Annotated in this window: 22 protein-coding genes; 16 read left to right on the top strand and 6 right to left on the bottom strand. The window is 49.0% G+C overall.

The window, feature by feature from the left end:
• Positions 1-4: 4 nt before the first annotated feature.
• Positions 5-1,687: an alkaline phosphatase gene (locus H5715_RS18120; RefSeq protein WP_075184996.1), complete on the bottom strand. Its 1,683-nt coding sequence runs from the start codon at positions 1,685-1,687 to the stop codon at positions 5-7.
• Between the two features lie 453 nt (positions 1,688-2,140).
• On the opposite strand from H5715_RS18120, the gene hemB reads away from it, so the two are divergent.
• Complete coding sequence (hemB, locus tag H5715_RS18115; RefSeq protein ID WP_075184995.1) at positions 2,141-3,139, top strand: porphobilinogen synthase; 999 nt, start codon at positions 2,141-2,143, stop codon at positions 3,137-3,139.
• A 5-nt stretch (positions 3,140-3,144) separates the two neighbouring features.
• On the opposite strand, the gene H5715_RS18110 is transcribed toward hemB, so the two are convergent.
• Positions 3,145-4,245 (bottom strand): polysaccharide deacetylase family protein, encoded by a 1,101-nt coding sequence (locus H5715_RS18110; RefSeq protein ID WP_075184930.1) that lies wholly within the window; start codon positions 4,243-4,245, stop codon positions 3,145-3,147.
• A gap of 163 nt (positions 4,246-4,408) precedes the next feature.
• On the opposite strand from H5715_RS18110, the gene H5715_RS18105 reads away from it, so the two are divergent.
• The gene (locus tag H5715_RS18105; RefSeq protein ID WP_075184929.1) at positions 4,409-5,275 is read left to right on the top strand and encodes a substrate-binding periplasmic protein; all 867 of its coding nucleotides are present in this window, start codon (positions 4,409-4,411) and stop codon (positions 5,273-5,275) included.
• Between the two features lie 2 nt (positions 5,276-5,277).
• On the opposite strand, the gene H5715_RS18100 is transcribed toward H5715_RS18105, so the two are convergent.
• Positions 5,278-6,690, bottom strand: a complete 1,413-nt coding sequence (locus H5715_RS18100; protein WP_075184928.1) for an MATE family efflux transporter — start codon at positions 6,688-6,690, stop codon at positions 5,278-5,280.
• Between the two features lie 146 nt (positions 6,691-6,836).
• On the opposite strand from H5715_RS18100, the gene H5715_RS18095 reads away from it, so the two are divergent.
• The 4 genes from H5715_RS18095 (at position 6,837) to H5715_RS18080 (ending at position 9,081) form a co-directional block, all read left to right on the top strand.
• On the top strand, positions 6,837-7,706 hold the full coding sequence (locus H5715_RS18095) for an AraC family transcriptional regulator (RefSeq protein ID WP_075184927.1): 870 nt from the start codon (positions 6,837-6,839) through the stop codon (positions 7,704-7,706).
• Between the two features lie 317 nt (positions 7,707-8,023).
• Positions 8,024-8,236, top strand: a complete 213-nt coding sequence (locus H5715_RS18090; protein ID WP_075184926.1) for an RNA-binding S4 domain-containing protein — start codon at positions 8,024-8,026, stop codon at positions 8,234-8,236.
• A 79-nt stretch (positions 8,237-8,315) separates the two neighbouring features.
• The gene (locus H5715_RS18085; protein ID WP_075184925.1) at positions 8,316-8,549 is read left to right on the top strand and encodes a VF530 family protein; all 234 of its coding nucleotides are present in this window, start codon (positions 8,316-8,318) and stop codon (positions 8,547-8,549) included.
• A 46-nt stretch (positions 8,550-8,595) separates the two neighbouring features.
• Positions 8,596-9,081, top strand: coding sequence for an FKBP-type peptidyl-prolyl cis-trans isomerase (locus H5715_RS18080; protein WP_075184924.1), 486 nt, complete (start codon positions 8,596-8,598; stop codon positions 9,079-9,081).
• Between the two features lie 367 nt (positions 9,082-9,448).
• On the opposite strand, the gene H5715_RS18075 is transcribed toward H5715_RS18080, so the two are convergent.
• The gene (locus H5715_RS18075; protein ID WP_075184922.1) at positions 9,449-9,754 is read right to left on the bottom strand and encodes an isoamylase early set domain-containing protein; all 306 of its coding nucleotides are present in this window, start codon (positions 9,752-9,754) and stop codon (positions 9,449-9,451) included.
• Positions 9,755-10,342: 588 nt separating this feature from the next.
• On the opposite strand from H5715_RS18075, the gene H5715_RS18070 reads away from it, so the two are divergent.
• The 7 genes from H5715_RS18070 (at position 10,343) to H5715_RS18040 (ending at position 17,320) form a co-directional block, all read left to right on the top strand.
• A complete protein-coding gene (locus tag H5715_RS18070) occupies positions 10,343-10,867 on the top strand; it encodes a hypothetical protein (protein WP_139309741.1) in 525 nt (174 codons plus the stop codon).
• A complete protein-coding gene (locus tag H5715_RS20110; RefSeq protein WP_075184920.1) occupies positions 10,848-11,231 on the top strand; it encodes a PEP-CTERM sorting domain-containing protein in 384 nt (127 codons plus the stop codon). Before H5715_RS18070 ends, H5715_RS20110 begins: the two co-directional genes overlap by 20 nt.
• A gap of 193 nt (positions 11,232-11,424) precedes the next feature.
• Positions 11,425-12,342, top strand: a complete 918-nt coding sequence (locus tag H5715_RS18060) for an aldo/keto reductase (RefSeq protein ID WP_075184919.1) — start codon at positions 11,425-11,427, stop codon at positions 12,340-12,342.
• Between the two features lie 18 nt (positions 12,343-12,360).
• Positions 12,361-14,166, top strand: a complete 1,806-nt coding sequence (gene recQ, locus H5715_RS18055) for a DNA helicase RecQ (RefSeq protein WP_075184918.1) — start codon at positions 12,361-12,363, stop codon at positions 14,164-14,166.
• A gap of 56 nt (positions 14,167-14,222) precedes the next feature.
• Positions 14,223-15,569, top strand: a complete 1,347-nt coding sequence (locus tag H5715_RS18050) for an alpha/beta hydrolase family protein (protein WP_075184917.1) — start codon at positions 14,223-14,225, stop codon at positions 15,567-15,569.
• Positions 15,570-15,613: 44 nt separating this feature from the next.
• Positions 15,614-15,997, top strand: a complete 384-nt coding sequence (gene gloA2, locus H5715_RS18045; RefSeq protein ID WP_075184916.1) for an SMU1112c/YaeR family gloxylase I-like metalloprotein — start codon at positions 15,614-15,616, stop codon at positions 15,995-15,997.
• A gap of 876 nt (positions 15,998-16,873) precedes the next feature.
• A complete protein-coding gene (locus H5715_RS18040; protein ID WP_075184915.1) occupies positions 16,874-17,320 on the top strand; it encodes a hypothetical protein in 447 nt (148 codons plus the stop codon).
• Between the two features lie 182 nt (positions 17,321-17,502).
• Here H5715_RS18040 and H5715_RS18035 read toward each other — a convergent pair whose 3' ends face one another.
• Both H5715_RS18035 and cysK read right to left on the bottom strand, forming a co-directional pair.
• Complete coding sequence (locus H5715_RS18035) at positions 17,503-18,585, bottom strand: gluzincin family metallopeptidase (protein WP_075184914.1); 1,083 nt, start codon at positions 18,583-18,585, stop codon at positions 17,503-17,505.
• Between the two features lie 70 nt (positions 18,586-18,655).
• Positions 18,656-19,702, bottom strand: coding sequence for a cysteine synthase A (cysK, locus tag H5715_RS18030; protein ID WP_075184913.1), 1,047 nt, complete (start codon positions 19,700-19,702; stop codon positions 18,656-18,658).
• Positions 19,703-20,026: 324 nt separating this feature from the next.
• Between cysK and typA the strand changes: the two genes are divergently transcribed.
• The 3 genes from typA to H5715_RS18015 all read left to right on the top strand — a co-directional run bounded on the left by typA (position 20,027) and on the right by H5715_RS18015 (position 24,378).
• The gene (gene typA / locus H5715_RS18025; RefSeq protein ID WP_075184912.1) at positions 20,027-21,844 is read left to right on the top strand and encodes a translational GTPase TypA; all 1,818 of its coding nucleotides are present in this window, start codon (positions 20,027-20,029) and stop codon (positions 21,842-21,844) included.
• 102 nt (positions 21,845-21,946) lie between these two features.
• The gene (locus H5715_RS18020; protein WP_075184994.1) at positions 21,947-22,291 is read left to right on the top strand and encodes a TraR/DksA family transcriptional regulator; all 345 of its coding nucleotides are present in this window, start codon (positions 21,947-21,949) and stop codon (positions 22,289-22,291) included.
• A gap of 563 nt (positions 22,292-22,854) precedes the next feature.
• Positions 22,855-24,378, top strand: a complete 1,524-nt coding sequence (locus H5715_RS18015) for a hypothetical protein (RefSeq protein WP_075184911.1) — start codon at positions 22,855-22,857, stop codon at positions 24,376-24,378.
• Positions 24,379-24,429 lie beyond the last annotated feature (51 nt).

The raw sequence follows: 24,429 nt of genomic DNA, 5'->3' as shown, positions 1-24,429 counted from the left end.
AGCTTTATTTTTCCAAAGCTTGCTCCGCTCCCGACACAAGAGCCCCGGCATAATTCATTACATGAAAAATGACATTTTGTTCATGGCTTCCCGATAATAAATAGGCGCCAGGCCCCACACCGTAAATAGCCACATCTTCTCCTCCGTGAGTTTCAGACCCCATACCCACCAGCGCTTCCTGGTGGTAACCCATATCCTCGGTGGCAATGGAGAGAATATTCTGGCGACCGGTATTGATTGGCTGATTGTAGCGTTTATCGGCATCCGCATTGCCGGGGTTAAAGGCCATGCCACGACCGTTCATATACCCAAGCGTAGTGTAAGGGTTGCCATTAGCATCCAGAGAAAACTTAGTTTGCGGTAAACCAGAATCGTCAGGACTAATCACTTTTCCCAAAATGGGATTTCCGCGCTGTGGGTAACCCGCTATCGTAAACACATGGCTGTGATCAGCGGTAACAATGATGAGCGTATCCTGCTTACTGGTCTTACGCACTGCGGCAGCGACGGCGTCGGAAAGTGCAACCGTATCCGAAAGGGCATTAAAGGCATTACCGGCGTGGTGCGCATGATCAATTCGGCCCGCCTCCACCATCAGAAAAAACCCTTTATTATTTTGCGCAAGCATCTCTATTGCCGCCTCTGTCATTTCGACAAGAGAGGGCTGTTTTGCCTGGACGGCGCTATCCTCACTCATTTGCTTGCGCCGTGCATCGTAAGCCATATGTGATTCGCTAAACAGACCAAAAAGTTTTTCCGGCCTGGCAGCTACCGCCTGTTTTAATCCTGCTGAGGAACTAACAAACTTGCCATTGGGATATTTTTGTTGCCACTCCGCGATTAAATTGCGGCCATCTTTACGCTTACCTTTTACTTGCACATCCCCAAACGATACGGTTTTATCGCCCGGTAAAAAATTTCTCAAGCCTCCCCCCAGCACAACGTCGGGCCCATCAATCGATTTTAAGGTGCCTTTCTTAATTTTTCGATTTTGCGCGTGAGCACTCACATACTGATTTAACCTTAAATCAAAACCAATAAGCTGACTGGCGATATCCTCACACCCCTGCGCACTTGCCTCCGCCGGCATCTCACTATCATTTTCCCAATTCCGCTCTACCGAATGGGCATAAGTTGCAGCCGGCGTTGCGTGGGTAACACGGGCAGTGGAAACAATACCCGTTGACTTGCCCGCTATCTCGGCAAGCGCCAGCGCCGACAGCAACTCATTGCCTTTTTGACTTGCACAATTCTGGCGAAGCGTTTTGTCATTAACGCTTAAGACACCAGCTTTACTTTTCACACCGGTCACCAGCGCTGTCATGGTGCCCGCAGAGTCGGGCGTTTGCATATTGGTATTGTAGGTTCTCGACAGGCCGGTATAGGGAAAGCGATCAAACGATAGCTCGTACTCCTCTCCCTGCAGGCCCTTTTGCTGCCCTGCGAAAATACGTGCGGCGGTGATTGTACTAACGCCCATACCATCGCCGACAAATAAAATAATATTTTTAGCTTTAGCCCTGCCCAAGTTCTCGTGATCTGCCGCCCTTGCGGCCACCTTATCAGCGGCGGGTTGGTACCATAACTGAGCGCTATCCGGGTATTGATCTAACCAGTCGGCCCACAACAGGGGCGATTGAATAAGAAGATATGCAGAGATAAGTCTATAGAAAAGCTTGCGGGCCATAATATTAATCGTCACGATGAAAGCTCGTTAGAGGAATTGAATTTTTATGGGCACATTACACCACATTTCCACAAAACTTTTATTGCCAAAGCAAATTCTATTGCCCTAGAAAATAAAAAACCCCCACCTATTACTAGGCGAGGGCATTTTTACTTGCTAAATCCTGTGAGTGGATTATTTGCAATACCACATAGCTGCAAGCTATATGTTGGAGCTGATTTACCTCAGCGGTTGCCGCCGTGTGTGATAAAACTTTTACCAGCAACTGTGCGGCCTTTCTGATTAAATTATAGTCCTTATTAACCTCAACACTAAGAATGAATGTTTATTGCAGCGCTTCCATTCAACCTTTTGCTGCATAAGCTTGCGCTAAATCATAAAATACCATCCCTTGCTCAAGCCACGGGCTTTATCTATAGTCTTGCCCTGTCCACCCTGCATAGAGAACCGATAATGTCTCGACAGTTTCCCCATACGCGCATGCGCCGAAACCGCTACTCCGAATTTTCCCGCCGACTGGTACGCGAAAACGAACTTAGTGTTAATGATCTGATTTATCCGGTTTTTGTGCTCGACGGCAACAAGCAACGCCAGGAAATAGCCTCTATGCCAGGTCAGTTTCGCTTGTCCATCGATGAGTTGGAACGAGAGGTAGAAGAACTACTCGAACTTGGCGTTCCTGCCATTGCCCTCTTCCCCAATATCGACAGCTCGCTGAAAACCCCCAAAGGCGAAGCCGCTTTCGATGAAAACGGGCTGGTTGCGCGAACTGTGCGCCAGATAAAAAGCCGCTTTCCCGAAATGGGGATTATCTGTGATGGCGCGCTGGATCCCTATACCACCCACGGCCAAGACGGGATTATTAACGAAGAAGGCTACGTACTGAACGACGAAACAATTATTGCACTGCAGCGGCAAGCCCAGGTTTGCGCCCAAGCCGGAGCCGATATCATTGCGCCGTCCGATATGATGGATGGTCGCGTAGGCGCTATTCGCTCAGCCCTCGATAAGCAAAATTTCATCAACACTCAGATCATGGCCTACTCCGCAAAATATGCCTCCGGTTACTACGGCCCCTTTCGCGAAGCCGTCGGCTCGGCAGCAAACTTGGGCAAAGGCAATAAATTTACCTACCAAATGGATCCGGCCAACAGCGATGAAGCACTGCAAGAAATCGCCCTCGATTTAGCCGAGGGCGCAGATATGGTGATGGTAAAGCCGGGTATGCCCTACCTGGATATTGTTCGCAGGGTAAAAGATGAGTTTCACGTACCCACCTTTGCTTATCAGGTAAGCGGCGAGTACAGCATGCACAAACTGGCCATTCAGGCCGGCGTGCTGTCCGAAGCCGTGATTATGGAATCTCTGCTGTGCATAAAACGCGCTGGCGCAGATGGCATACTGACCTACTTTGCCAAACACGCAGCAAAAGCGTTAAAGAACGGCGACTGAGGCCCTTATTCGGCGTACCAGCTGCCATCCGTGTTACGGCGAATAAACAGCTGCGAATACCAGTAGTAGCGGCTTTGGCCCGCATGGGCAGTACAGTTGTAACGGCTTCGTCCAACCGCTAATGGTCGTTCGGCCCGCGTAATAATGCTGGAGCCCCTCTTCTCCACAGGAATGCTCCCCTGCCCCGAAGCAAAGCACTGAACCACCCCGGCAAACCGGAAGAAAGGCGAATTGAGCGTTAACTCTGGACGCACCTCACCACTGGGCAGCTCCGGTTGAGGCAGGCTACGCCCAAACGAATCCTTTGCTAGCGCCTTAACCTGAGGAAACGGCAAGCTGTAAACCTTTGTAGCAAAGTCTTCAGCATTGCCATAAGCACCACCAAAAGGAAAGCGTGGAATAGCCTGTGGATGGCTGGAGACCGCCATCGGCCCGGACTGCTGGCCAAAGCCCAGATACCCCTCTGCAGCAAGCATTTCCAACATGGCAGAATCGTACTCACCAAAGGGATGGGCAAACATTTTCACGCTCTTGCCTATTTCCTTTTTAATACGCTGTTCGGCAAAAGTTATTTCCTGCAGGCGCCGCTGCTGCCACTGTTTTGACGACTCACCTTCGCGCTGACGAATAAAATGTGGGTGGCTGTCACTGTGGTTGGCAACCGTTGCCCCCGCCTTAGCCAATTCCCGCAACTGCTCCCACGACATGTAAAGCGGATTGCTTTCATCGTGAGGCTTGCTGTTAATAAACACCGTAAATGGCCAGCCTCTGCGCTTTAGCAGCGGCCAGGCATGCTGATAGATGGAGCGATAGCCATCATCAAAGGTAATGATGATGCTTTTATCCGGTAAGTTAGACCAGCCTTTACCAGTCTTTTGTTGCATACTAGACAGTCGCTCGATGGGAAGCACCGTGAAACCTTGCTCCTCCAGAAAACGCAGATGCGATTCAAACAGGGCTGGAGAGATACTGGTAGCCGCTGGGCTAAGCGTCGATATGTGGTGGTACTGCAAAACGACCAGGCCATAACTGTTGGACGTACATAACAATAACAGCAAAGAAACGACAAGAATTCGAAGTTTTTGATGGAGACCGTCTAAACTCATAATGTATACATGCCTAGATTCATTTACGTGCCAAACTTACAATAACATTGCTCTGAAACAGCATTGGTACCGTTTTCAACACAGGTCATTCATGCTCAAAAACAGCCCCACTCACGCTAAACAACACTATAGAGCAGCTTTAGCGTTACGATGGCTAGTGTTCATGACCATTACGCTAAGCTCAAGCCTTTTCGCACAAAGCTCAAACCTTTCAGATCGAACCGATATCAAATTCTGGATTGGTGGCATGAGCCCGGCGCTGAGAGAGTATCAATCGGATTTAATTATTTCTGTTTTGGATAAAACGCTAAGCGATTACCCACCTTATAGCATCAACTTCAATCGCCGCATTATGAGTGCACAAAGATCAAAACTGGAGACAGAGCGAGGCACCAACATTCACGCGCATTTCTCTACCGGGTGGGTAGGAAGCTTTGTAAATCAAGAGAATGTTTTTCTTCTGGACTACCCCTACCTGAAAGAGCGTCTGGGGCTGAGAAAATGCATAACCTTAAAGGAGTTTTTACCGCGCTTTGGTAAAGTACGCCATATAGACGACTTTAAAAAACTGCGCATAGGACAACAGCGCGGCTGGAGTGACAGTAAAGTTTACAGCCACCACAATACCACGGTAATTGAATCGGTGGACTACAGCAGCTTGTTCGATATGCTCGAGCACGATCGTTACGATTGCTTTCCGCTAAGCGTGCTGGAAATTGAGAAAGCTATGGAAGAGCAACTGGGAAAATACCCAAACCTGGTCATTGTTCCAGACCTCTATATTTTTTATCCTATCCCACTCTATCCAAGCGTATCTAAAAACCAGCCACTGCTCGCTAAACGGCTCACTGCAGGCTCAGAGCGAATATTGGCCGATGGCAGCTTGAATACATTGTTCGACCGCCACTTTAAATACAGCGACAACGCTCTCAATCAAGCATCGTCCAGAATATTCATATTAGATAACCCCTTGATCTCACGGGAGCAAAACCAGGCCGTGATTACACGCTTTAAGAGCAACCTAAAATAACCTTAAGTCACCGTCAGGTTCTTCATCCAGTATCGAAGGCCAACACGTATGCGCACAGGAACAAACTTGGCAATGTCTTCCACATAAGTGAGTGCATAAATCGTTAGAAACGGTACGCCCACCCAGAAAATGGCAAGAAAATATATCGGAACGCCGATTACCCACATAACAATCGAATCGGTCAGAAGCACAAAGCGATTATCCCCCCCCGCACGCAATACACCGAGAATGCGGATCATATTTAATACTTTCACCCAAATCAGCAGACAAAAAATCGCCAGGGTATCGAAAAGCAGCGCCGCCGTGCGAGCATCCAGCTCGCCAAAAATACTCACCACCCAGGGGCGAGAAAACCACAGCACTGCGCTGAGCGTCACCACAAGAACCATCGTCAACTTGTCGAAAAAACGGTGCAAGGCCCAGGCTTCATCATTTCTCGAACCACCCAGCGCTCGACCTATCAGCACCGTAGAGGCATTGGACAAACCCACAAATAGCGAAAAAAACAGGCTTTCGATCGGAACAATAATACCCATAACCGCCAGCGCATCGGTACCCGCATAGCCCGTCAGCACATGATAGGTGGCGTTGCCCACGCCCCAGATAATATGATTGATCACCAGCGGGGTAGAAAAAGCGACGAATTTATTCAGCTCCCTCGTATCAAAAGCGGCAACAAAATGCTGCTTTCTCAGCGCAAAGCCGTGTCGAGAGCTGTACAGCCAAACCAGCGTTGCCAGCAACTGAATCGTACGGGAAATTAATGTACCCCAGGCAGCGCCCTCCACGCCCATGGCAGGAAGGCCCCAGTGGCCGAAAATCAACAGATAGTTCAACAGCACATTCAAGCCAGCAGCCAGCGCACCCATCACCAGCGGCACACCGGTATTACCCAATGCTCGCAACCCCGCCTCATAGATCACAATCATCTGCGCCAGAAGCAACACCGGGGCCGTAATCATCAAGTAACGCGCTGTTAGGGCGGTTACTTCCGGGTCTGGATTAATCAGAGGAACCCAAACCTCACTCAAAAACCCAAAAGCCAGCGTAAACGGAATCATCACCCCCGTGCCCACCATCAGGGTAAGAGCAACGGTTCGCTGGCATGAGGGGAAATCTTTAGCTCCGGTGTATTGCGCCACCAAAATACTACAGCCAGCACCAATACCCGCCATCAACACCAGCAACAAAAAATGCAACTTCGCAGCCAAGCCGACCGCCGCCAACGCCGTGGGGCCGAGGCTGCCGACCATCAGCACATCGGCCATCCCCAGAAAGGACTGCAGCATCATCTGTGCGGCAACGGGCAACGCCATAGCACCAACAGCGCCCCACAGGAATTTGGGGCTTAAAACAGATGAGCTTTTGAAGCCCAGCAATGAAAGAACAGAATTTTTAAACGATTTTGCGGCCATGACAACTACCGGCGTAGGAAATAATGTGAAATGTGTAAAACTATCCTGGCACCTGCCAGATGGCGGACACTATAATGAACAATGGTCTACCTGGCTATGTTTTAACCTATCAACAACATGTTCAAAACTATCATTAGGGAGTTACCGTGCAAGAGTGGGAAGACCTGTTAGAACTGGGCCCCGAGTGCCACGAACGCTTTCTAAATACCGATAATGTCCCAGAGCTGCGCTCACTGGCGGTAGAATTTGCCGGGGTATCCCAGCTGCGAGGTCGCTACTGGGTTGCCCGCAAGGCACCCGAGCACCACACCTTACTATTTACCACCGAAGGCAGAGGTAAATTGCTTACGCCTGCGGGCGAACAAGCCATAGAAGCCAACACCCTTACCCTTCTCCCCAAAAACAAACCCTTTCACTTTTCTCTCGATTCCGATCGCTGGGCAACCGCCTGGTTTTGCCTGGACGATGCCGACCAATGGCAGCACCTGAATCGCGAGCCGAGCGATATCCGCTATTGCGCTGTCGCCGCCCCCATTTACTACCTGCTCTGCCAGCTCTACTACGAGCCCAGCAGCAGCATGCGTAAATCTCCCATCCGACAACTAAAGCAGTATTTAAACCAGGCGCTGGGAAAACGCCCCAGTCAAAGCCGCAGCGAAATGGACCAAACCCGCCGCCTGGAAGGTATGTTTAACGAGCTTCAACAGCAGCTACACGTAGACTGGACCGTTGCCGATATGGCCAGCCGCATACACTACTCTGCGCCGCACCTGCACCGGCTCTGCCAGCAGGTTTACGGACAAAGCCCAATGCAACGGCTAATCAGCCTGCGCATCGAGCGCGCCCGACAACTACTCACCGATACCAACTGGCCGCTGGTACAAATCGCCAATACCGTTGGCTATCAAGACGTTTTCAATTTTTCAAATCGTTTTAAAAAGGTAGCAGGTATATCCCCCTCCGGGTATCGGCAGCAACGGGTTAAAAACCAACATAGCGAGGCAAAACAGCCCTAGCAGAAAAAACGCCTACCTACGCACAGGCCTAATTTCGGCATTTTTAAATTTCTTAATATCCGTGGCCATTGGTGTAAAATCTCGCCTGGCTTCTTTTCTGCCACTTCGGGATCACTTATCCAATCGCTAGATGGTCTATTATCAATGGTGTTTTTATGCCCGCCCCTAGGGCAGAGGGCAAGTAACTCAAAAAGCATCGAAGCCATAATTACGCATTTTTTATAGGCGTTTTTTTACAGTAACCAAGCCACCCTACGGCAAAAAACCCTAGTTCTTCAGCACTGTACGTTTATTAACGTTAACGAGATGACCAACCAATGAAAGAAGTCAAAATTTCAAAAGAATTTGTTGAACTCTACAAAATATTAAAATTTGAGGGGCTTGCTTCCAGCGGCGGCGAGGCAAAAACCGTAATTCACGATGGGCAAGTGTTGGTGAATGGTGTTGTAGAAACCCAAAAACGAAAGAAAATTGTTGCCGGTGACACTATTGAATTTATGGACACTACATTAAAGATTGTGCCGCAATAAACATCAGGCCAACACGCTCCAGTTATCGGGGTGTTGTTGTGCAAGCTAAAAATTAAAGTACGCGTGAGACCTAAATTCTATGAGCGATAAGCAGAAAAACAATCCCTTGCACGGCGTTACACTTGAGAAGGTTTTAACCCTATTGGTGGATCGCTATGGCTGGGAAGGTCTGGCTGAGCGAATCAATATCAATTGTTTCAAGAGTGAGCCCTCTATTAAGTCGTCTCTAAAGTTTTTACGTAAAACGCAATGGGCTAGAGACAAGGTTGAGCGCTTGTATATATCAACATTCGAAAACTCAGCCCCGCAGTAATATTTATTAACGGTATAATCGCCTTTTTTGATCGAGAGTTATTCATATGCACGTTACCGAAAATACGGTTGTCAGCTTTCACTACAGCCTCAGCGAAGCCGGTGGAGAAGAGCTGGAAAACAACCGCGATTCTGTCCCCATGGCCTATCTCCACGGGCATGGCAATATACTCGCAGGGCTGGAAGAAGGCATGGCCGGGCTCGCAGTCGGCGAGAAGAAGTCCATCACCCTGCCGCCCGAGCAGGCCTACGGCCCGCGCCGCGAAAACGCCTCGCAAAAGGTACCCATTAAGCATTTAGCGGGAAAGTACAAACGCCTGCTACCAGGTATGATCGTGAAGGTTAATACCGAAAAAGGTGTTATTAATGCGAGCGTAATTAAAACCGGCTTAAAGATGGTAACGATCGATACAAACCATCCATTTGCCGGTAAAACCTTAGCTTTCGATGTCGAAATTATCAGTATCCGCCCGGCAACAGACGAAGAAATAACCCACAAACATGCCCATGGTGAGGGCGGGCATCATCACTAGCGATCAGGCAAACCCAATCAAATCCAGGTCTGCTCTGCCTGAACCAAAACGTTTATTGGCAAGGCGCACACCTTAGCCCTTAGCAAAGACGTGCAACGTAAAAAAGGGTGTTTTGGGCTCGCCCTTCGGGGCTTCCTCGCCCAATTGTTCAAAAAGAGACAGTGCGGAGACAAGGAAGGCCCAGAGGCCAAAATAACATTAAACTTAATCAGGGTTTTCTTAAGTAACCTCCCCCTCAAAGCAGGCAGGTTACTTCAACAGCTCATGACACGCGTTGAGAAAATTCAATTTATAATTTGATTGCACTTATCGAGTGCTAATTTGAAACGCGCGACTTAATTCAGGGCGTTAATGCAAACAATAGGCTTTAAACCACAACAACCGAATTATCCGCACCACAGCTGTTGGGCACGTATTTATCCGCATCGTAATCATTTTCCCATTGCTCGCCATCAAGGACGTAGCGATACTCGTATTCCTGCCCTGTCTCCAAATCTAAAGTCGTCGCATAGGAACCATCTTTTTGTTTACGTAGAGGCGTGGTTGAATAGTCCCAACCGTTAAATTCCCCTGCCAGATAGACCTTTTTGGCGTCTACGACAAGTGGATCTGGCGCGATAAATTTTACTTTACACACGGGCTTAGACTTTAAATAACGCTTGTTCAAACTCATACCAAAAGCTCCTTGATCGAAAAGAATGGCTAAACTCTAGCACCAATTAATCACACTACTGAGTGTTGAGCAGTATGCGCTAAAAATCAAAAATATGGACCACAAAACAATAAAGATGTCGTCTCGATTTACGACATTCATTTACGAGCAATATTTTTGCCAACGTTTTTCGCAACTTAAATAACGGTAAAAACCTGAAAAGTGTATTTTTCTTCTTCGCCATAGCATACATTCGCTTGCGTTAAACGCTACCCGCTGTCGCCACGTCAACAAACTAGCGAGGCCAACCGTCTCTGAACGTTAGACATTCACGCTGACAAGGCGAGGGCGACTCACGAGATATTGTCAGAGACCACTCGACGTTGCTTGGGCTTTATTAGGGTAATGAAAGACCTCCTCATTTTGCTTTAACATTAGAATTACCTCTCCCAAACCCACGGCACAAAAACAAGGTCCATAACGTCGTAAAAATTGACAACTACCGGCCGCCAAGCCTTATGTATCAAGCAGTTCAGGGAAATGGTTTACTACTTGCCTTCAACTCACCACCTCTTTTTTAGCTACAACAAACAGTATAAGGAATACAACATGTTGAAATGCAAAATAGCCGCGGCTTTAGTCGTAGCGACCTTTACCGCAACGGCGCATGCCACTCCAGTCGTAATGGAAGGAGACTATGTATACACCGCAGTGAGTGACAACGGCACCCTCGGTTACGGTGGTACAACTTCTCCAGGCATCGTGCACGATGCAAGCGGTACAGGATCCTGGCCTATTGATGATTACCTAACGCCAGGAACCCCATTTGAAGGTTTTTATGTATCATCAAATGAAACGGGCATCCTAGGTAACAACAACGATGACCTTTCCAGCATCGGCATGACCTCAATAACCGACACTTCCGGTATTAGCGCTTACGACCAATCTGTTAATTGGCAGGGTGCATTCAACGCCCTCTTCGCGTTGGAAACAGACACTTACTACAACGATGGAGATGAGCGCATCACGATGACAACAACGCTAACCGCGTTGGCAGATTTGACCGCTGTAAGCTTTCTGCGCGTTTTAGACCCCGATCCCGATCGAATTACTCATGGTTCATGGTCCCGGTGACGCAAGCAATGGCCTGGCTGCAGAAGACTGGGTACACTCGGAAGGAACGGGAACCGGTTTAACCATCGGCCTGTACTCAGATTCCGCGGTTGCTCATAACACTGGCGTATCCGACGATTGGAGCATTGACCCTCAGTTTTACTTGAACGGTACCGACGAAGGCAATGGTGATCACACCATCGGCCTCGCGTTTGATATCGGCGATCTGCTCGCAAATGAAGTCATCACGTTCACCTATAGCTATGTTATGGGCGATAGTTTAGAAAATGTCGATATTCCCGTTGATGTTCCAGAGCCTTCTACACTCGCTCTGCTTGGCCTTGGTCTGGCATCTCTGGGCCTGAGCCGCCGCAGAAAAGCGTAAAAATAGTCCACAAATACTTTACGCAGCCCGAAATGCCAGCGCCTTGCTGGCATTTCTTCTATTGAAGCGCCGCTATGCGAACATTCGGCACATTACCCCCTCCCCTACGACTTACACCCCAAGCGCGAGATCGGCCAGGAACATCACGCCGTAGCTGTTACAATGGCGGCCCATTTTCATACGAGATACGACTATGACTCTTTCCCGCACGCGCATGTCGACCCAAGGTCCCGAAGTTTCCCGCTTTATTGCCGGGTACTGGCGATTAAAATACTGGGGTATTAGCGATCAGGAATTAGTCAGTTTTATCGAACAGCATCTGGAGATGGGCATCACAACCGTTGATCATGCAATGGTATACCGCAGCGAGGAGCCTTTTGGGCGCGCACTTAAGATCAAGCCAGAACTGCGTCAGTCGATGGAAATCGTCAGTAAATGCGGCATTCGTCCTGCGGGCTTCGGCCCTATGGGTGCCAAGGCCGTCAACCATTACGACAGCAGCAAAAAACACATTATTGCCTCCACAGAGACCTCCTTGCAGCATCTGGGCACCGACTACCTCGACGTACTGCTTATCCACCGCCCCGATTACCTGATGAACGCAGAAGAAGTCGCCGATGCCTTTCAAACCCTTAAGCAAGCGGGCAAGGTAAAGTATTTTGGCGTTTCCAATTTTTCCCTCCACCAATTCGAACTGCTCAATGCCCACGTTAAAAGTTTTACGCCAGAGGGCTTGGTTACCAATCAAGTAGAGTTTTCCCCGTACAATCTAGATGCGCTGGATGAAGGGTTTTTCGAGCAGGCATCGCTGAATCAGATCACTCCCATGCTGTGGAGCTGCTTGGCCGGTGGCCAACTAATGCAGCCCGAAGACGAAAAGGGCAAGCGTATCCAGCAAGCCTTGCAGATCGTGGCAGACGAACTCGGCTTGAACGAGCTGGAACCGGTGATTTACGCCTGGGTACTTGGGCTACCCTGCCCCACACTCCCGTTACTTGGCACCAGCAAAATCGAGCGCTATAAAATTGCCCTGCAAGCGCAAAGTATTGAGCTCAACCGCGAGCAGTGGTACCGCATTTGGGAAGCCTCCAAAGGTCACGCAGTACCCTAGGGGCGGCTACCTTTAACAATGCAAGAGACTCCGCTGCAAATACTGCAACATACCTTTGGCTACGACAGTTTTCGCGAGCCACAGGAAAGCATTATCGACTGCTTATGCAACGATGGTGACGCACTGGTCATTATGCCGACCGGCGGCGGTAAATCTCTCTGCTATCAAATTCCCGCGTTGGCCCGCCCCGGTGTCGGTGTCGTTATCTCACCGTTAATTGCACTGATGGAAGACCAGGTAAGCGCCCTGCGCGAGCTGGGGGTAAACGCGGGTTATTTAAATTCCACGCAGGATTGGGAAACCACCCGAGAAACAGAAAATGCCATTCGCAATGGTGAAATCGACCTGGTCTATATCGCCCCAGAGCGTTTAATTCAGGAGCGCACAATAGCGCTATTGCAGCAATCTCCCATCGCACTGTTCGCCATCGACGAAGCCCACTGCGTCGCCCAATGGGGCCACGATTTTCGCGCAGACTATTTAAAACTGAATATTCTGCACGAACTTTTCCCACAGATTCCCCGCGCCGCCCTAACGGCAACCGCCGACGAACGCACACGCGCCGACATTATCGAACGCCTTCAGCTGAGTGAAGCACAACAATTTATCAGCGGCTTTGACCGCCCCAATATTCAATATCGCATACAACAAAAAAACAAACCGCGAACACAACTGCTACAGTTTTTGCGCAGCGAGCAACAGGGCAACGTCGGCATTGTCTATTGCCTGTCTCGAAAAAAAGTAGACGACACTGCCGAATGGCTGACACAACAGGGTTTTAACGCCCTGCCCTACCACGCGGGAATGAGCGGTTCCAATCGCCAGCACAATCAAACCCGTTTTTTACGCGAAGACAACATTATTATCGTTGCCACCATCGCCTTCGGAATGGGCATCGACAAACCCGATGTACGCTTCGTAGTGCACCTGGATTTACCGAAAAGCGTGGAAGCCTACTACCAGGAAACAGGCCGCGCCGGGCGCGATCGAGAACCGGCAACAGCGCTTCTACTTTACGGCCTGGAAGATATCGTCAAACTACGACAAATGATGGCCGGCTCGGAAGGCAACGAAACGTTTAAGCGCCACGAGCAACAGCGCTTAAACGCCATGCTCGGCCTGTGTGAAATCACAACCTGCCGCCGCCAGGTGTTATTGCGTTATTTTGGTGATGAACTGGCAGAACCCTGCGGCAACTGCGATAACTGTATCGACGCACCCGACACCTGGAATGCCAGCGAAGCCGTACAAATGGCCCTAAGCTGCGTGTATCGCAGCGGCCAACGCTTTGGAGCCGGGCAGCTAATCGATATTTTACGCGGAGCCGATACCGAAAAAATCCGACAGTTCCGTCACAACCAGCTAAGCACCTACGGCATCGGCAGCAAGCTATCCATCAGCGAGTGGCGCACTATTTTTCGCCAGCTTATTGCTCTCGGGTTGCTGGGTGTCGACAGCGAAGGCTATGGCACCCTGCAACTAACCGAAGCCTGCCGCCCGATCCTACGCGGCCAAGACACTATTTTTCTACGCCGCGAAAAAGCCACACAGAAGGCCGCACCCGCGCGCAAACGCGTACTGGATATCGCAGAGGAAGATATGGGGCTGTGGAATGCCTTACGCCAATGTCGAAAAGAGCTGGCGGAAGAACACGGCGTGCCTCCCTACGTAATTTTTCACGATGCCACACTAAAAGAAATGCTGGAAAAACGGCCATTAAACGATTACGAAATGCTATGTCTTTCCGGTATAGGTGATCGTAAACTGGAGCAGTTTGGCGAGGCCTTTATTGAGGTCATACAGGAATTTGAATACCAGGAATAATCACGGCGACGCGGCATAAGGCTTCGATCTGCCCACTCCATAAAAAAGGCCGCACCATGAAAACCCCACTGCTTGTTATTACCGCCTTTATCGCGCTCGCCAGCCAGCTAACACTGGCAGCGGAAAAACCCGCTATTAGCGCAGAGCAAGACCACCAGCAAATGCTCAAGCAACTGGGCATAACCAGCATCCGCCGCGGTGCCGACGGCAACCCCAGCTCACCTCACGCGGCGAATTACGACGAGAGCAAAGCCAATGGCAATATGCTCTCGCTGCCGCCGCTACTGAGCATGGCCAACGGCGATCCGGTTGCAAGCGCACAGCAATGGTGGCAACAACGACGTCCCGAGCTGCTCGAATTATTCGACAAAGAAATCTATGGTCTCACACCGAAGCAACTCCCCTCTGTTGAATGGCAAATAACCCATACCGAGGAATCCGAAATTGCCGGTATCAAGACCATCACAGAAAACATTAGCGGCCGTGTAGACAACAGTGATTACCCCGCCTTAGAGGTCGCCATCAAGCTCAGCATTACACGGCCAAAACAAACAAAACAAGCAGTACCACTGATCCTGCAACACAGCTTCGACCCAGCGCTAATGGCCAGGTTTACGAAAAACTTTAGCGAGCAACAACTAAAGGAATTTCGCGGCGGCGACCCCACTTGGCAAGAGCAAATAATTCGCAAAGGTTGGGCTTACGCAGAGCTTATCTCCACCAGTGTGCAGGCCGACAACGGTGCAGGCTTAAGACAGGGTATTATCGGACTTAAAAACAAAGGGCAAGCCCGTAAGCGCGGCGACTGGGGAACCATTAAGGCCTGGAGCTGGGCGGCTGGCGAAGCGCTGAATTATATCGAGACGCGAAAATCGATCGATGCAAACAAAGTCGCAATTGCCGGCCACTCTCGCTTTGGTAAAACAGCCCTGGTCACAATGGCCTACGACCAACGCTTTGCCGCAGCGTTTATAAGCTCCTCCGGCGAAGGCGGCGCAAAGTTATGGCGACGCAATTTTGGTGAGCAAATCGGCAATATTGCAGGCAGCGGTGAATACCATTGGGTAGCGGGAAATTTTATTCGCTACGCAGGGCCGCTAACGGTAACTGACCTACCCGTGGATGCGCACCACTTAATCGCCCTGTGCGCGCCCAGGCCCGTATTTATCAGCTCCGGTACAGAGGGAGATCAGTGGGTAGATCCAAAAGGCATGTACCTGGCCGCAGAATTAACCCGCCCCCTCTACCAGCTACTGGGGAAAAAGCCACTGAGTGGAACCGATTATCCGAAAGTGGGTAAAGGCTTACTCGAGGGCGATATCGCCTGGCGACAGCACAACGGCGGACATACTCCAGGGCCAAACTGGAAATATTTCCTACAATTTTTAGATCGATCTTTTTAGCGCTCAAGCTAGCTAACAAAGCTCACCTATCATCAGGTTACCGAATGTTAAATGGAATTCATCACGCGGCAATAATTTGCTCTGACTACAAAGTTTCAAAGAACTTTTATACCGCCGTTCTGGGCTTGGAAATTGTGGCTGAAAACTACAGAGCTGAGCGGGACTCCTATAAACTAGACCTGAAACTACCCGATGGAACCCAAATTGAACTGTTTTCTTTTCCAAACAGCCCATCAAGACCAAGCTACCCAGAAGCACTAGGCCTTCGCCATTTGGCCTTTGTCGTAAACTCCGTTGAAGACGCGGTGGAACATTTAACATCAAATGGAGTCTCTTTTGAGCCCATACGCGTCGATGAGTATACCGGTAAAACATATACTTTCTTCAGTGATCCAGACGGCCTTCCTCTGGAACTATATGGGCAATAGCACACCATAATCACCCGGCCAAACACATCGTTTATACCCGGCAAGCGCGATTATTTCCGGCGCCTATGTAGCGGTGAACACTATCTATAATGCTGGCGAAGAAAAATTAACTTGCGAAAAGTCATGCATAGAAAAACCCAGGCACTCCAAAGAGACGCTTTTGCTCACGCACCCTTAAGCGCTCTACCCCGTTCATTCATTTGCGATGCGAATGCTGGCCTCATGCTGTTATATTTTATTTTAGCTCCAGCGTGGGCCGATGGATGACCCTTCCTGTAGGCAGATGACTCACCCGTGTAAGCTACTGACCCAGCCGTGTAGGGTGCTGACCCACCCGTATAGCTGGGGGAGCTGTGCTGGCATTAGTTTTGCGGGCAGGCTTCGCATCGTGAAGGCAAGCCACTTTCGTACCCATATTGAGTGTAAAATGGTGCTGTCGCGGTCGCAACACACTGCTCAGCCGATACCGAAGGCCAGGGGAATTGCTAAGGGCTACACCACTAGCGTTACCATGAACGTTTTGGGCTCGGCCTGGAATGAATCAGAGGTTTCCTTGCAAGCGGTTGAAAGCTATCGGTAAAACGGGGTTTCAAAACCGGTGGAGAGCTAATAGATTGCCAGGCTGAAATCTCGAGCCAAACCAGAATGCCAGGAAGATTGTTTTCGATATAGCCTCGCTTACCATCCCCTAATTGCTCTGCCGGTCAGGCCAATCAGATTGAGCTAGTCTTCCTGCTTAAAAGGGTAAACCTTTGGGCGTCGGTCGCTGTACTGGCTATGCTTAAGATGGCTTTCCCTAGAGCACGCGAGCGCCTACTTGCGCCTTAGGTTTTATCGAAAACCAAACTACACTATACGACCATAGAGAATCAGTACATGAATGTCACGATTAACGGATATGTAAACTATATCTGCAACAGCTGTAGTCAATCATATACCGTCGAGGGTAATATTTTTTCGTTTAACGAAGATACGAGCCCAGAATCAGAAGATGATGAATACATACGCTATATCTCGCACTTTAATACGCCCTGCGCATCGTGCAGCAATAAAATACTTTTTAAACTGGATGTATGGGAGCACCCTGCAGCGGTAGCTAATTATTCCTATTATTCAGTAGAGGGTGTAAGCGACATACAGTGTGAATTTACTATCGAGCACTATTTCGACACCGAAGTATCTGGAGCGGATAACAACCAATATGAGCCAGAACCAGAAGCCGTAAGCGAAGACGAACTTGATGAAGATGAAGATGAAAACTACGACGACATAGCACCGATCGAGAGTTACACCGATAACTATGACGATGAAGACGAATATTGAAACGGAATAGGACGTTAACCACTAAAACGTCGACTCAATAAGCAACAGAAAGCCACGGATAAAAGCCTCTATAATCCCCAAGATCGATTTTTTCGTACGGCAGCTTTAGAGAAGCTCTGATCAAATCCAAATATGTCCTGGTATCGCGTAGAACATATTTGTGATTTGATCAGAGCTTCTTTTTACTGGAAAAATTCCGGGAACACCGTTTCAAATTCTTCGTTCATCTTCGCGCGCGTTCCCTTGCCCAAAAATTCATCCGAAAATAGAGAGATCTTGCCATATAGTTTTTGCATGATCTGTAAAGGTGTGATGTCGACTAAGGTATTATCGGCCGGAGCGAATTCCAAATCTGAGCGATCAAGGGAAAATACTCTTGGGGTCATGGCTCGCCCTCGGACATACGCATTTACTTTTCTATCCAGATCGTCAAAATCCATATCAAAAACCTGTTCAAAGGCATTGTCCACTTCCGCGCCTTTCTGAATCAACGCCAGATATTGGTACATAAGATTCCGACGCTGTTCATTCGCATCAAAATAATGCACAACAGCTGCCGATCGCGCATAGAATTTATCGACAAACATATTGTGCTCCCTACTGCTCCGTAGACCAACTTTGAGGTCTTCCTGTGTAACCTTAAAGAGCGATTCGGTATCGACACTATCATAGCGCCTGCCACTACGTGCCGCAGGGCTGAAAAAACCACTGCGCAAGGTTGACAGGTTGCCCAAAATAATTTGATTGTTATTTAGCGTGTAAGAGCCCAGATATTCGGCAATGCCTTCATTAAACCAGGGCGACGAAATGAGCTTTCGATGAGAATGGCTCATCAGCAGGTGAGCCAGTTCGTGCAGCACCACCAAGCGTCCCCAGTTCTGACCCTTATCTGCCGAACGGAATTTATCGGCACGCGCAAAAATCGCGCCGCCCCTTTTACTGCTTAAAAAAATTCCCACGTAATCCCGCGGCATTCCCAGTGCGCGAAATACGCTTTCATTGTTGACTAAAACGATGGGGATTTTTTCCGCCAGTTCAATTTCACCGAAGCCGAAAACATTAGATACAAGGTAGTGGAAGTTTTCCAGCTCTTGCAGCATCGCAGAAGCTTGTTTTTCTGTAGCATTGGAGATTATAGAAAAGCGATCGTTTTCTATAACGATCCATTCTTGAGCGACTAATTTTTTAACATTAACACTCGCGGCAATGGCCGAATGAACAAGCGAAAGCGACAGGCATATAATTATTATGTTAAGAGCTTTCATTCACTAGCGTTAAAATCGAGATCCGATATTGAGCTAAAAAAATGGCCGCACTCGATGTGCGGCCATATGACTATTTCAACTGAAAGCCTGCTGTCGACTGGGATATTTCCACTTCATCTGCATTCATATCCACATCAATATCGGCAAATAAAGGCGTAGACAAGTAGCGCTCGCCAGTATCGGGCAACATACAGAGGATATTGCTGCCATCTGGCGCATCCTTCGCAACTTCCAACGCGGCGGCCAGGGTAGCACCAGCAGAAATCCCGACAAATATTCCCTCCTGCCGAGCCAGCTGCTTGGAGCACGTCATCGCCTGCTCGCCGGTTACCGGAATGTTTACATCGAAGTAGTTTTCACTAACGGCATCTTCCACCAACTTCGGAATAAAATCTGGCGACCAGCCCTGAATGGGGTGTGGCGCAAAACCTGGATGCGATGCTGCGGGCGAACCGTCCGGGTGGCGTTCCTGCTTAATGCCACTGGCAATCTGCGCCGCATTGGCCGGTTCTGTTACTACAATTTTTGTGCTGGGGCTTTCCTTGCGCAGAACACGGGCGACACCTTTTAAGGTACCGCCGGTTCCGGTGCCGGACACCCAATAATCCAGGGACGTATCGTCAAACGCCGCCAGTATTTCGCGCGCCGTTGTATTTGAGTGCATGTTGGGGTTGGCTTCGTTTTCAAATTGTCGCGCCAGGAACCAGCCATTTTTCTCTGCCAGCTCCTTGGCCTTGTTGACCATGCCTGTTCCCTTATCCGCAGCAGGGGTCAATATCACTTTGGCACCAAGAAAGCGCATTAGCTTGCGTCGCTCAACACTAAAAGTTTCCGCCATGATAATCACCAGCGGGTATCCTTTTTGCGCACAGACCATCGCCAGGCCTATACCCGTATTGCCACTAGTCGCTTCCACAATCGTTTGGCCCGGTTTCAAATCACCGGATTTCTCAGCGGCTTCAATAATACCCAGCGCCAGACGATCTTTAACCGAACTCATAGGGTTAAAATTTTCGGCTTTTACATAGATATTGACATTAGCTGGCGCTAACTTGTTGATGCGGATAACCGGCGTATTGCCGATAAGCGATAAGACATTTTCATGGCGCTTACCCATAATGTGCTCCTTAACAGAAAAATTCACGACCGGATCGATGTCAGCAGGCGTTGACGAGCCTCTATTCACAATGCCCGCCCATTACCGCTGTACATCTATTTGTTATTTATGGCCTGTATATTGGTAATTCTCCAAACGGATAAAACATTGTAGCCCAATCCGACCTGATGATGTCACCAGCCCCTGGCGCAACTCGGTAGCCAATATGGCTGATTAGGCAGTAAAAGCACTATCTAAGGTTACTCTTCACCGCTATAATGCGCGCCTTTTAACCAGTCGCCTCCAAAAGAGGCTGCCTTCCGTTGATTTTTAGAGGCCCCCCCTGTGATAGATAATCTGCGCAATATCGCCATTATTGCCCACGTAGACCATGGCAAAACCACCCTCGTGGACAAACTGCTAAAGCAGTCCGGCACCCTGGACCGCAAAGACGAAGGCGCTGAGCGCATCATGGACTCCAATGACCAGGAGCGTGAGCGAGGTATTACCATTCTGGCGAAGAATACCGCCATCAACTGGAACGGCTACCGTATTAATATCGTAGACACCCCAGGGCACGCCGACTTCGGCGGTGAGGTAGAGCGCGTTCTATCGATGGTTGACTCGGTACTACTACTGGTAGATGCCGTTGACGGCCCTATGCCACAAACCCGTTTTGTGACCAGTAAGGCCTTCGAAAAGGGACTGAAACCTATTGTTGTTATCAACAAAGTTGACCGTCCCGGCGCGCGCCCCGACTGGGTGCACGATCAGGTATTCGACCTGTTCGACCGACTCGACGGCGACGAAGAGCAGCTGGACTTCCCCATGATCTACGCCTCCGCCCTCAACGGCTACGCTGGCCTTGATCTGGACAATATGGCTGACGACATGACACCGCTGCTACAATTGATCGTGGATCAGGTAGCGCCCCCCAAGGTGGAGATCGACAAGCCCTTCCAAATGCAGATTTCTGCGCTGGACTACAACAGCTACGTGGGCGTTATTGGTATTGGCCGCATTAGTCGCGGCAGCCTCAAACCCAACCAGCAGGTTGTGGTGCTCGACAAAGACGGCAAGTCCCGCAAGGCTAAAGTATTGCAAGTAATGGGCTACCACGGCCTTGAGCGTGTCGATACCGACGAAGCGACAGCAGGTGATATCGTTTGTATCACGGGTGTCGATAAGCTCAGTATCTCCGATACCCTGTGCGACCCCACCGCCCCTGACCCCATGCCTCCTCTGAGCGTAGACGAACCTACCGTGAGCATGACCTTTCAGGTAAATGACTCGCCTTTCGCCGGTCAGGACGGTAAGTATGTTACCTCGCGCAATATCAAAGAACGCCTGGAACAGGAGCTGATTCACAACGTAGCCCTGCGGGTTGTTCAGGGCGACACTCCAGACAAGTTCAAAGTTTCCGGTCGCGGCGAGTTACACCTGAGTGTTCTTATCGAAAATATGCGCCGAGAAGGTTTCGAACTGGGCGTATCCCGCCCAGAAGTCATCCAGAAAGAAGTAAACGGCGAAATTCACGAGCCTTTCGAGCAAGTGGTTATCGATGTTGAAGATCAGCACCAGGGTTCCATTATGGAAGAACTGGGCCTGCGTAAGGGCGAACTGACCAATATGCAGCCCGACGGCAAGGGCCGCGTAAAACTGGAATTCTTAATTCCCTCGCGTGGACTGATCGGTTTCCGAGGCCTGTTCCTTACCCTCACCTCTGGCTCCGGCATTATGACCAGCATCTTCGATCACTATGGCCCAGTTAAAGCCGGCGAAGTTACCAGCCGCCAGAACGGCGTACTGGTTAGCATGGTGAAAGGCAAGACTCTGGCTTACGGCCTCTTCAACCTGCAGGATCGCGGCCGATTGTTTCTGGGCCATGGTGCGGAAGTTTACGAAGGGCAGATCGTGGGTATCCACTCCCGCGATAACGATCTGGTCGTCAACCCCACCAAAGCCAAGCAGCTTAACAATATTCGCGCTGCCGGTACGGATGAGGCATTGATCCTTACGCCGCCCATTAAGCACACCCTGGAGCAGGCGCTGGAGTTTATCGAAGACGACGAGCTGGTAGAAGTAACACCCCACTCCATTCGTTTACGTAAAAAACTGCTTGCAGAAAATGAGCGCAAGCGCGCGAAAAACGCTGCAAAATAAACGATAGACCTTGAATAAAACGCCCGCTATATGCGGGCGTTTTTGTATCTAGCCAAAACATCCTGTAGGCTGGTACATTCTTCAAACAAAAAAATAAAAGCCATGCCCCATGCCATCAATCTCAAGCACTTTACCTCGCTTATTGAAAACGAACTCAACGAACTGAAAACACTTAACACTATTTCCCACGAAGGCGCAGAAACCGTCGAGCTGGACCAATCAAAAATCGGTCGCCTATCCAGAATGGATGCCCTGCAACAACAAGCCATGCAGGTTGAACAAAATCGACGCAGAGATTTAAAAATTAAACAGCTACAGTCTGCCCTGGTACGGATTGAAAACGATGATTACGGCTGTTGTTTGGATTGTGGAGAAAAGATAAATATAAAGCGTTTGGAGATTAGTCTCGCGACGCAATACTGTACCCAGTGTGCCGACAAACATTAACACCTAAGCGAAACCAACTGAAATATCAAGAAGCAGATAAACTCGTTCTTTCGCAACAATCCTCTTATCAAACCTCATTATCTACACAACCTTCTGTCACAAAAAACATTACCTCCGAAAAAATTTTTCCACCAAAACTCTCTCGTCCCATATTTTCTATTCCGTTTTAAAATGAAAATAATTTTTTAGCATAATAACGGCACCGCTTATTTTTCTAGGCGATGCGACTGTCACTCCAATCAACTAGATCAGCGACATCTCTAATAGTTTTCCGTTACTTTTTAAAATTTTAATATTTTGAAAATGAAATGTGCGTCAAACAATGTCGACTGGATTTACATTTTTTATACTTGCAAAAAATGTAGGGAAAAATAAGGTGCTGTTTTATCGGCTGTTTATTTTTTGAGCACTTTAATTGCATTAGGAAACGCTCAAATTCAAGCGACTGAATTACGCGACTAACGTCTAGCTGTTTTTAACGCTTGTTTTTTTATTCCACTAAAAGCTAACAATATTTTTTGGCTTGTCGGTGCAAACAGAATCTAGAACCAAGGACGACTCCCATGAATAGATTTAGTACCTATCTTACCGTTTTTTTACTCTTACCTCTCTGCGCCCATGCAGTCCCCACATCCTACGATTTATCATTTAATACCAGCGGCCAAAGTATTTGGGATTCGGGTGATTCCTATTCCCTTAATGAAACGGCTTTTCTCGGGGCAGAATGGTCCAACAAAAGTGTTTCGGTTGGCGGAATTGCCGGAAGTGCCAACGAAAGGGTACCTGGCACGGGTGGAACTATCCCAAACCCTTTGTATGGGCTTTGGTTCGTCTGCAAAGAGACGATCAATATTTTCTGCGGCGATAGGCCTTCAGAGAATTTACCCAATCCGATACCGGCGGCCTATATCGATACACGAACCGGTGCAACTGTTTCAGGTAACACCAGCGGCAAGGTTGGAATTGAATTAGGTCTATCTATCGACAGCGGCTCAGTCGATGCCACCGTTTCCTATCGCGCGGAATTGGATATTCCCGATAAAACCAATGCTACCGTTGGCGAATATTTTAATTTCAACCCCAACAGCACTCTCGCTGGCACCAATACACTCGACACCAGTTTTTCAACCATGTCCCTTTCTGCGGACGCCGTAATGCAGTTGTCCGGCAGTGTCAGTGCTACCGGCTGTATTATTGGCCCAGGATGTACCACCGGCGGCAGCTCCTTTAATATCAATGAAAGAGCCAGCATTCTGTCGTTTAACGAAGATGGCTCAGGTGGTGTTGAAGTCTTTGGTCTTCCCCCTTCGTCCTTTGGTCTACCCTCTCCTGCCGATGGATTTCCTTTAGCGTTAGACGTAGCAGGTTTAGCTGAAATTACGCTGCATTTACCACAACCCAATGCCAGTGGTGGCGCAAATACAGCAAGCCAGACACTGCAGGCAAGCGGCCAGGATGATTTAGTCGATTTAATCGTCGATGTCGATAACGTCATTGCCACTGCGGCAGGCGTGCCAGGCCTTTTTGGCAACACCCAAAACATTCCGGTACTGGGCGAAATTGGCTACGATATTATCAATGTCGAAATGGGCCCAACGATCGATTTACAGCAGGATTTTGAATTAACGCCAACCCTGTATGTTGAACTGGTGTTCGATGAACTGGTTCAGGTAGGCGGTCAATGGATATCATCGCTATCTGCTGCCTGGGATGATTTACCCGATATTGCTTTTACTGCAGGCATTACCACCGTCACCCCAACATTCTATCTGATATCGCAGCTCAGCAACGAAACGCTACTGGATTTCGACTTCGATTTTTCTATTGATCTTCTGCAAATATTTTATGACTTCGGCGTATTGGGCAGTAATAGTTTTGGTATAGGCAATGTACTGTCTGACTCACTGGATATGTTTGACTCGCCGGATCTCTATGCAAAAAGCTTTTCACTTGGTGGGTTTGAACGAATGATTGGCGACGCCTTTGTTGTTGACCTTAGCGAAGCAGATGTACCAGAAACCGGAAGCTTGCTACTTTTCATTAGCGGTATATTTGGGCTTACGTTATTTCGCAGAAAGTATTCGTAGTACTTTCTTGATCTAGTCCCCAATTGTCAGCGACCTGAATCGCGCAACACT

Source organism: Teredinibacter haidensis, from assembly GCF_014211975.1.
In the GTDB taxonomy this organism is placed as follows: domain Bacteria; phylum Pseudomonadota; class Gammaproteobacteria; order Pseudomonadales; family Cellvibrionaceae; genus Teredinibacter; species Teredinibacter haidensis.
The sequence above is the reverse complement of the archived record's forward strand: the minus strand, read 5'-3'. Positions and strand labels throughout refer to the sequence as shown.

What these genes read in the sequence shown, in the direction of transcription:
- H5715_RS18120 (WP_075184996.1), bottom strand. Translation starts at nt 1,687, where the DNA reads ATGGCCCGCAAGCTTTTCTATAGACTTATCTCTGCATATCTTCTTATT.
- hemB (WP_075184995.1), top strand. Translation starts at nt 2,141, where the DNA reads ATGTCTCGACAGTTTCCCCATACGCGCATGCGCCGAAACCGCTACTCC.
- H5715_RS18110 (WP_075184930.1), bottom strand. Translation starts at nt 4,245, where the DNA reads ATGAGTTTAGACGGTCTCCATCAAAAACTTCGAATTCTTGTCGTTTCT.
- H5715_RS18105 (WP_075184929.1), top strand. Translation starts at nt 4,409, where the DNA reads ATGACCATTACGCTAAGCTCAAGCCTTTTCGCACAAAGCTCAAACCTT.
- H5715_RS18100 (WP_075184928.1), bottom strand. Translation starts at nt 6,690, where the DNA reads ATGGCCGCAAAATCGTTTAAAAATTCTGTTCTTTCATTGCTGGGCTTC.
- H5715_RS18090 (WP_075184926.1), top strand. Translation starts at nt 8,024, where the DNA reads ATGAAAGAAGTCAAAATTTCAAAAGAATTTGTTGAACTCTACAAAATA.
- H5715_RS18085 (WP_075184925.1), top strand. Translation starts at nt 8,316, where the DNA reads ATGAGCGATAAGCAGAAAAACAATCCCTTGCACGGCGTTACACTTGAG.
- H5715_RS18080 (WP_075184924.1), top strand. Translation starts at nt 8,596, where the DNA reads ATGCACGTTACCGAAAATACGGTTGTCAGCTTTCACTACAGCCTCAGC.
- H5715_RS18075 (WP_075184922.1), bottom strand. Translation starts at nt 9,754, where the DNA reads ATGAGTTTGAACAAGCGTTATTTAAAGTCTAAGCCCGTGTGTAAAGTA.
- H5715_RS18070 (WP_139309741.1), top strand. Translation starts at nt 10,343, where the DNA reads ATGTTGAAATGCAAAATAGCCGCGGCTTTAGTCGTAGCGACCTTTACC.
- H5715_RS20110 (WP_075184920.1), top strand. Translation starts at nt 10,848, where the DNA reads ATGGTTCATGGTCCCGGTGACGCAAGCAATGGCCTGGCTGCAGAAGAC.
- H5715_RS18060 (WP_075184919.1), top strand. Translation starts at nt 11,425, where the DNA reads ATGACTCTTTCCCGCACGCGCATGTCGACCCAAGGTCCCGAAGTTTCC.
- recQ (WP_075184918.1), top strand. Translation starts at nt 12,361, where the DNA reads ATGCAAGAGACTCCGCTGCAAATACTGCAACATACCTTTGGCTACGAC.
- H5715_RS18050 (WP_075184917.1), top strand. Translation starts at nt 14,223, where the DNA reads ATGAAAACCCCACTGCTTGTTATTACCGCCTTTATCGCGCTCGCCAGC.
- gloA2 (WP_075184916.1), top strand. Translation starts at nt 15,614, where the DNA reads ATGTTAAATGGAATTCATCACGCGGCAATAATTTGCTCTGACTACAAA.
- H5715_RS18040 (WP_075184915.1), top strand. Translation starts at nt 16,874, where the DNA reads ATGAATGTCACGATTAACGGATATGTAAACTATATCTGCAACAGCTGT.
- H5715_RS18035 (WP_075184914.1), bottom strand. Translation starts at nt 18,585, where the DNA reads ATGAAAGCTCTTAACATAATAATTATATGCCTGTCGCTTTCGCTTGTT.
- cysK (WP_075184913.1), bottom strand. Translation starts at nt 19,702, where the DNA reads ATGGGTAAGCGCCATGAAAATGTCTTATCGCTTATCGGCAATACGCCG.
- H5715_RS18020 (WP_075184994.1), top strand. Translation starts at nt 21,947, where the DNA reads ATGCCCCATGCCATCAATCTCAAGCACTTTACCTCGCTTATTGAAAAC.
- H5715_RS18015 (WP_075184911.1), top strand. Translation starts at nt 22,855, where the DNA reads ATGAATAGATTTAGTACCTATCTTACCGTTTTTTTACTCTTACCTCTC.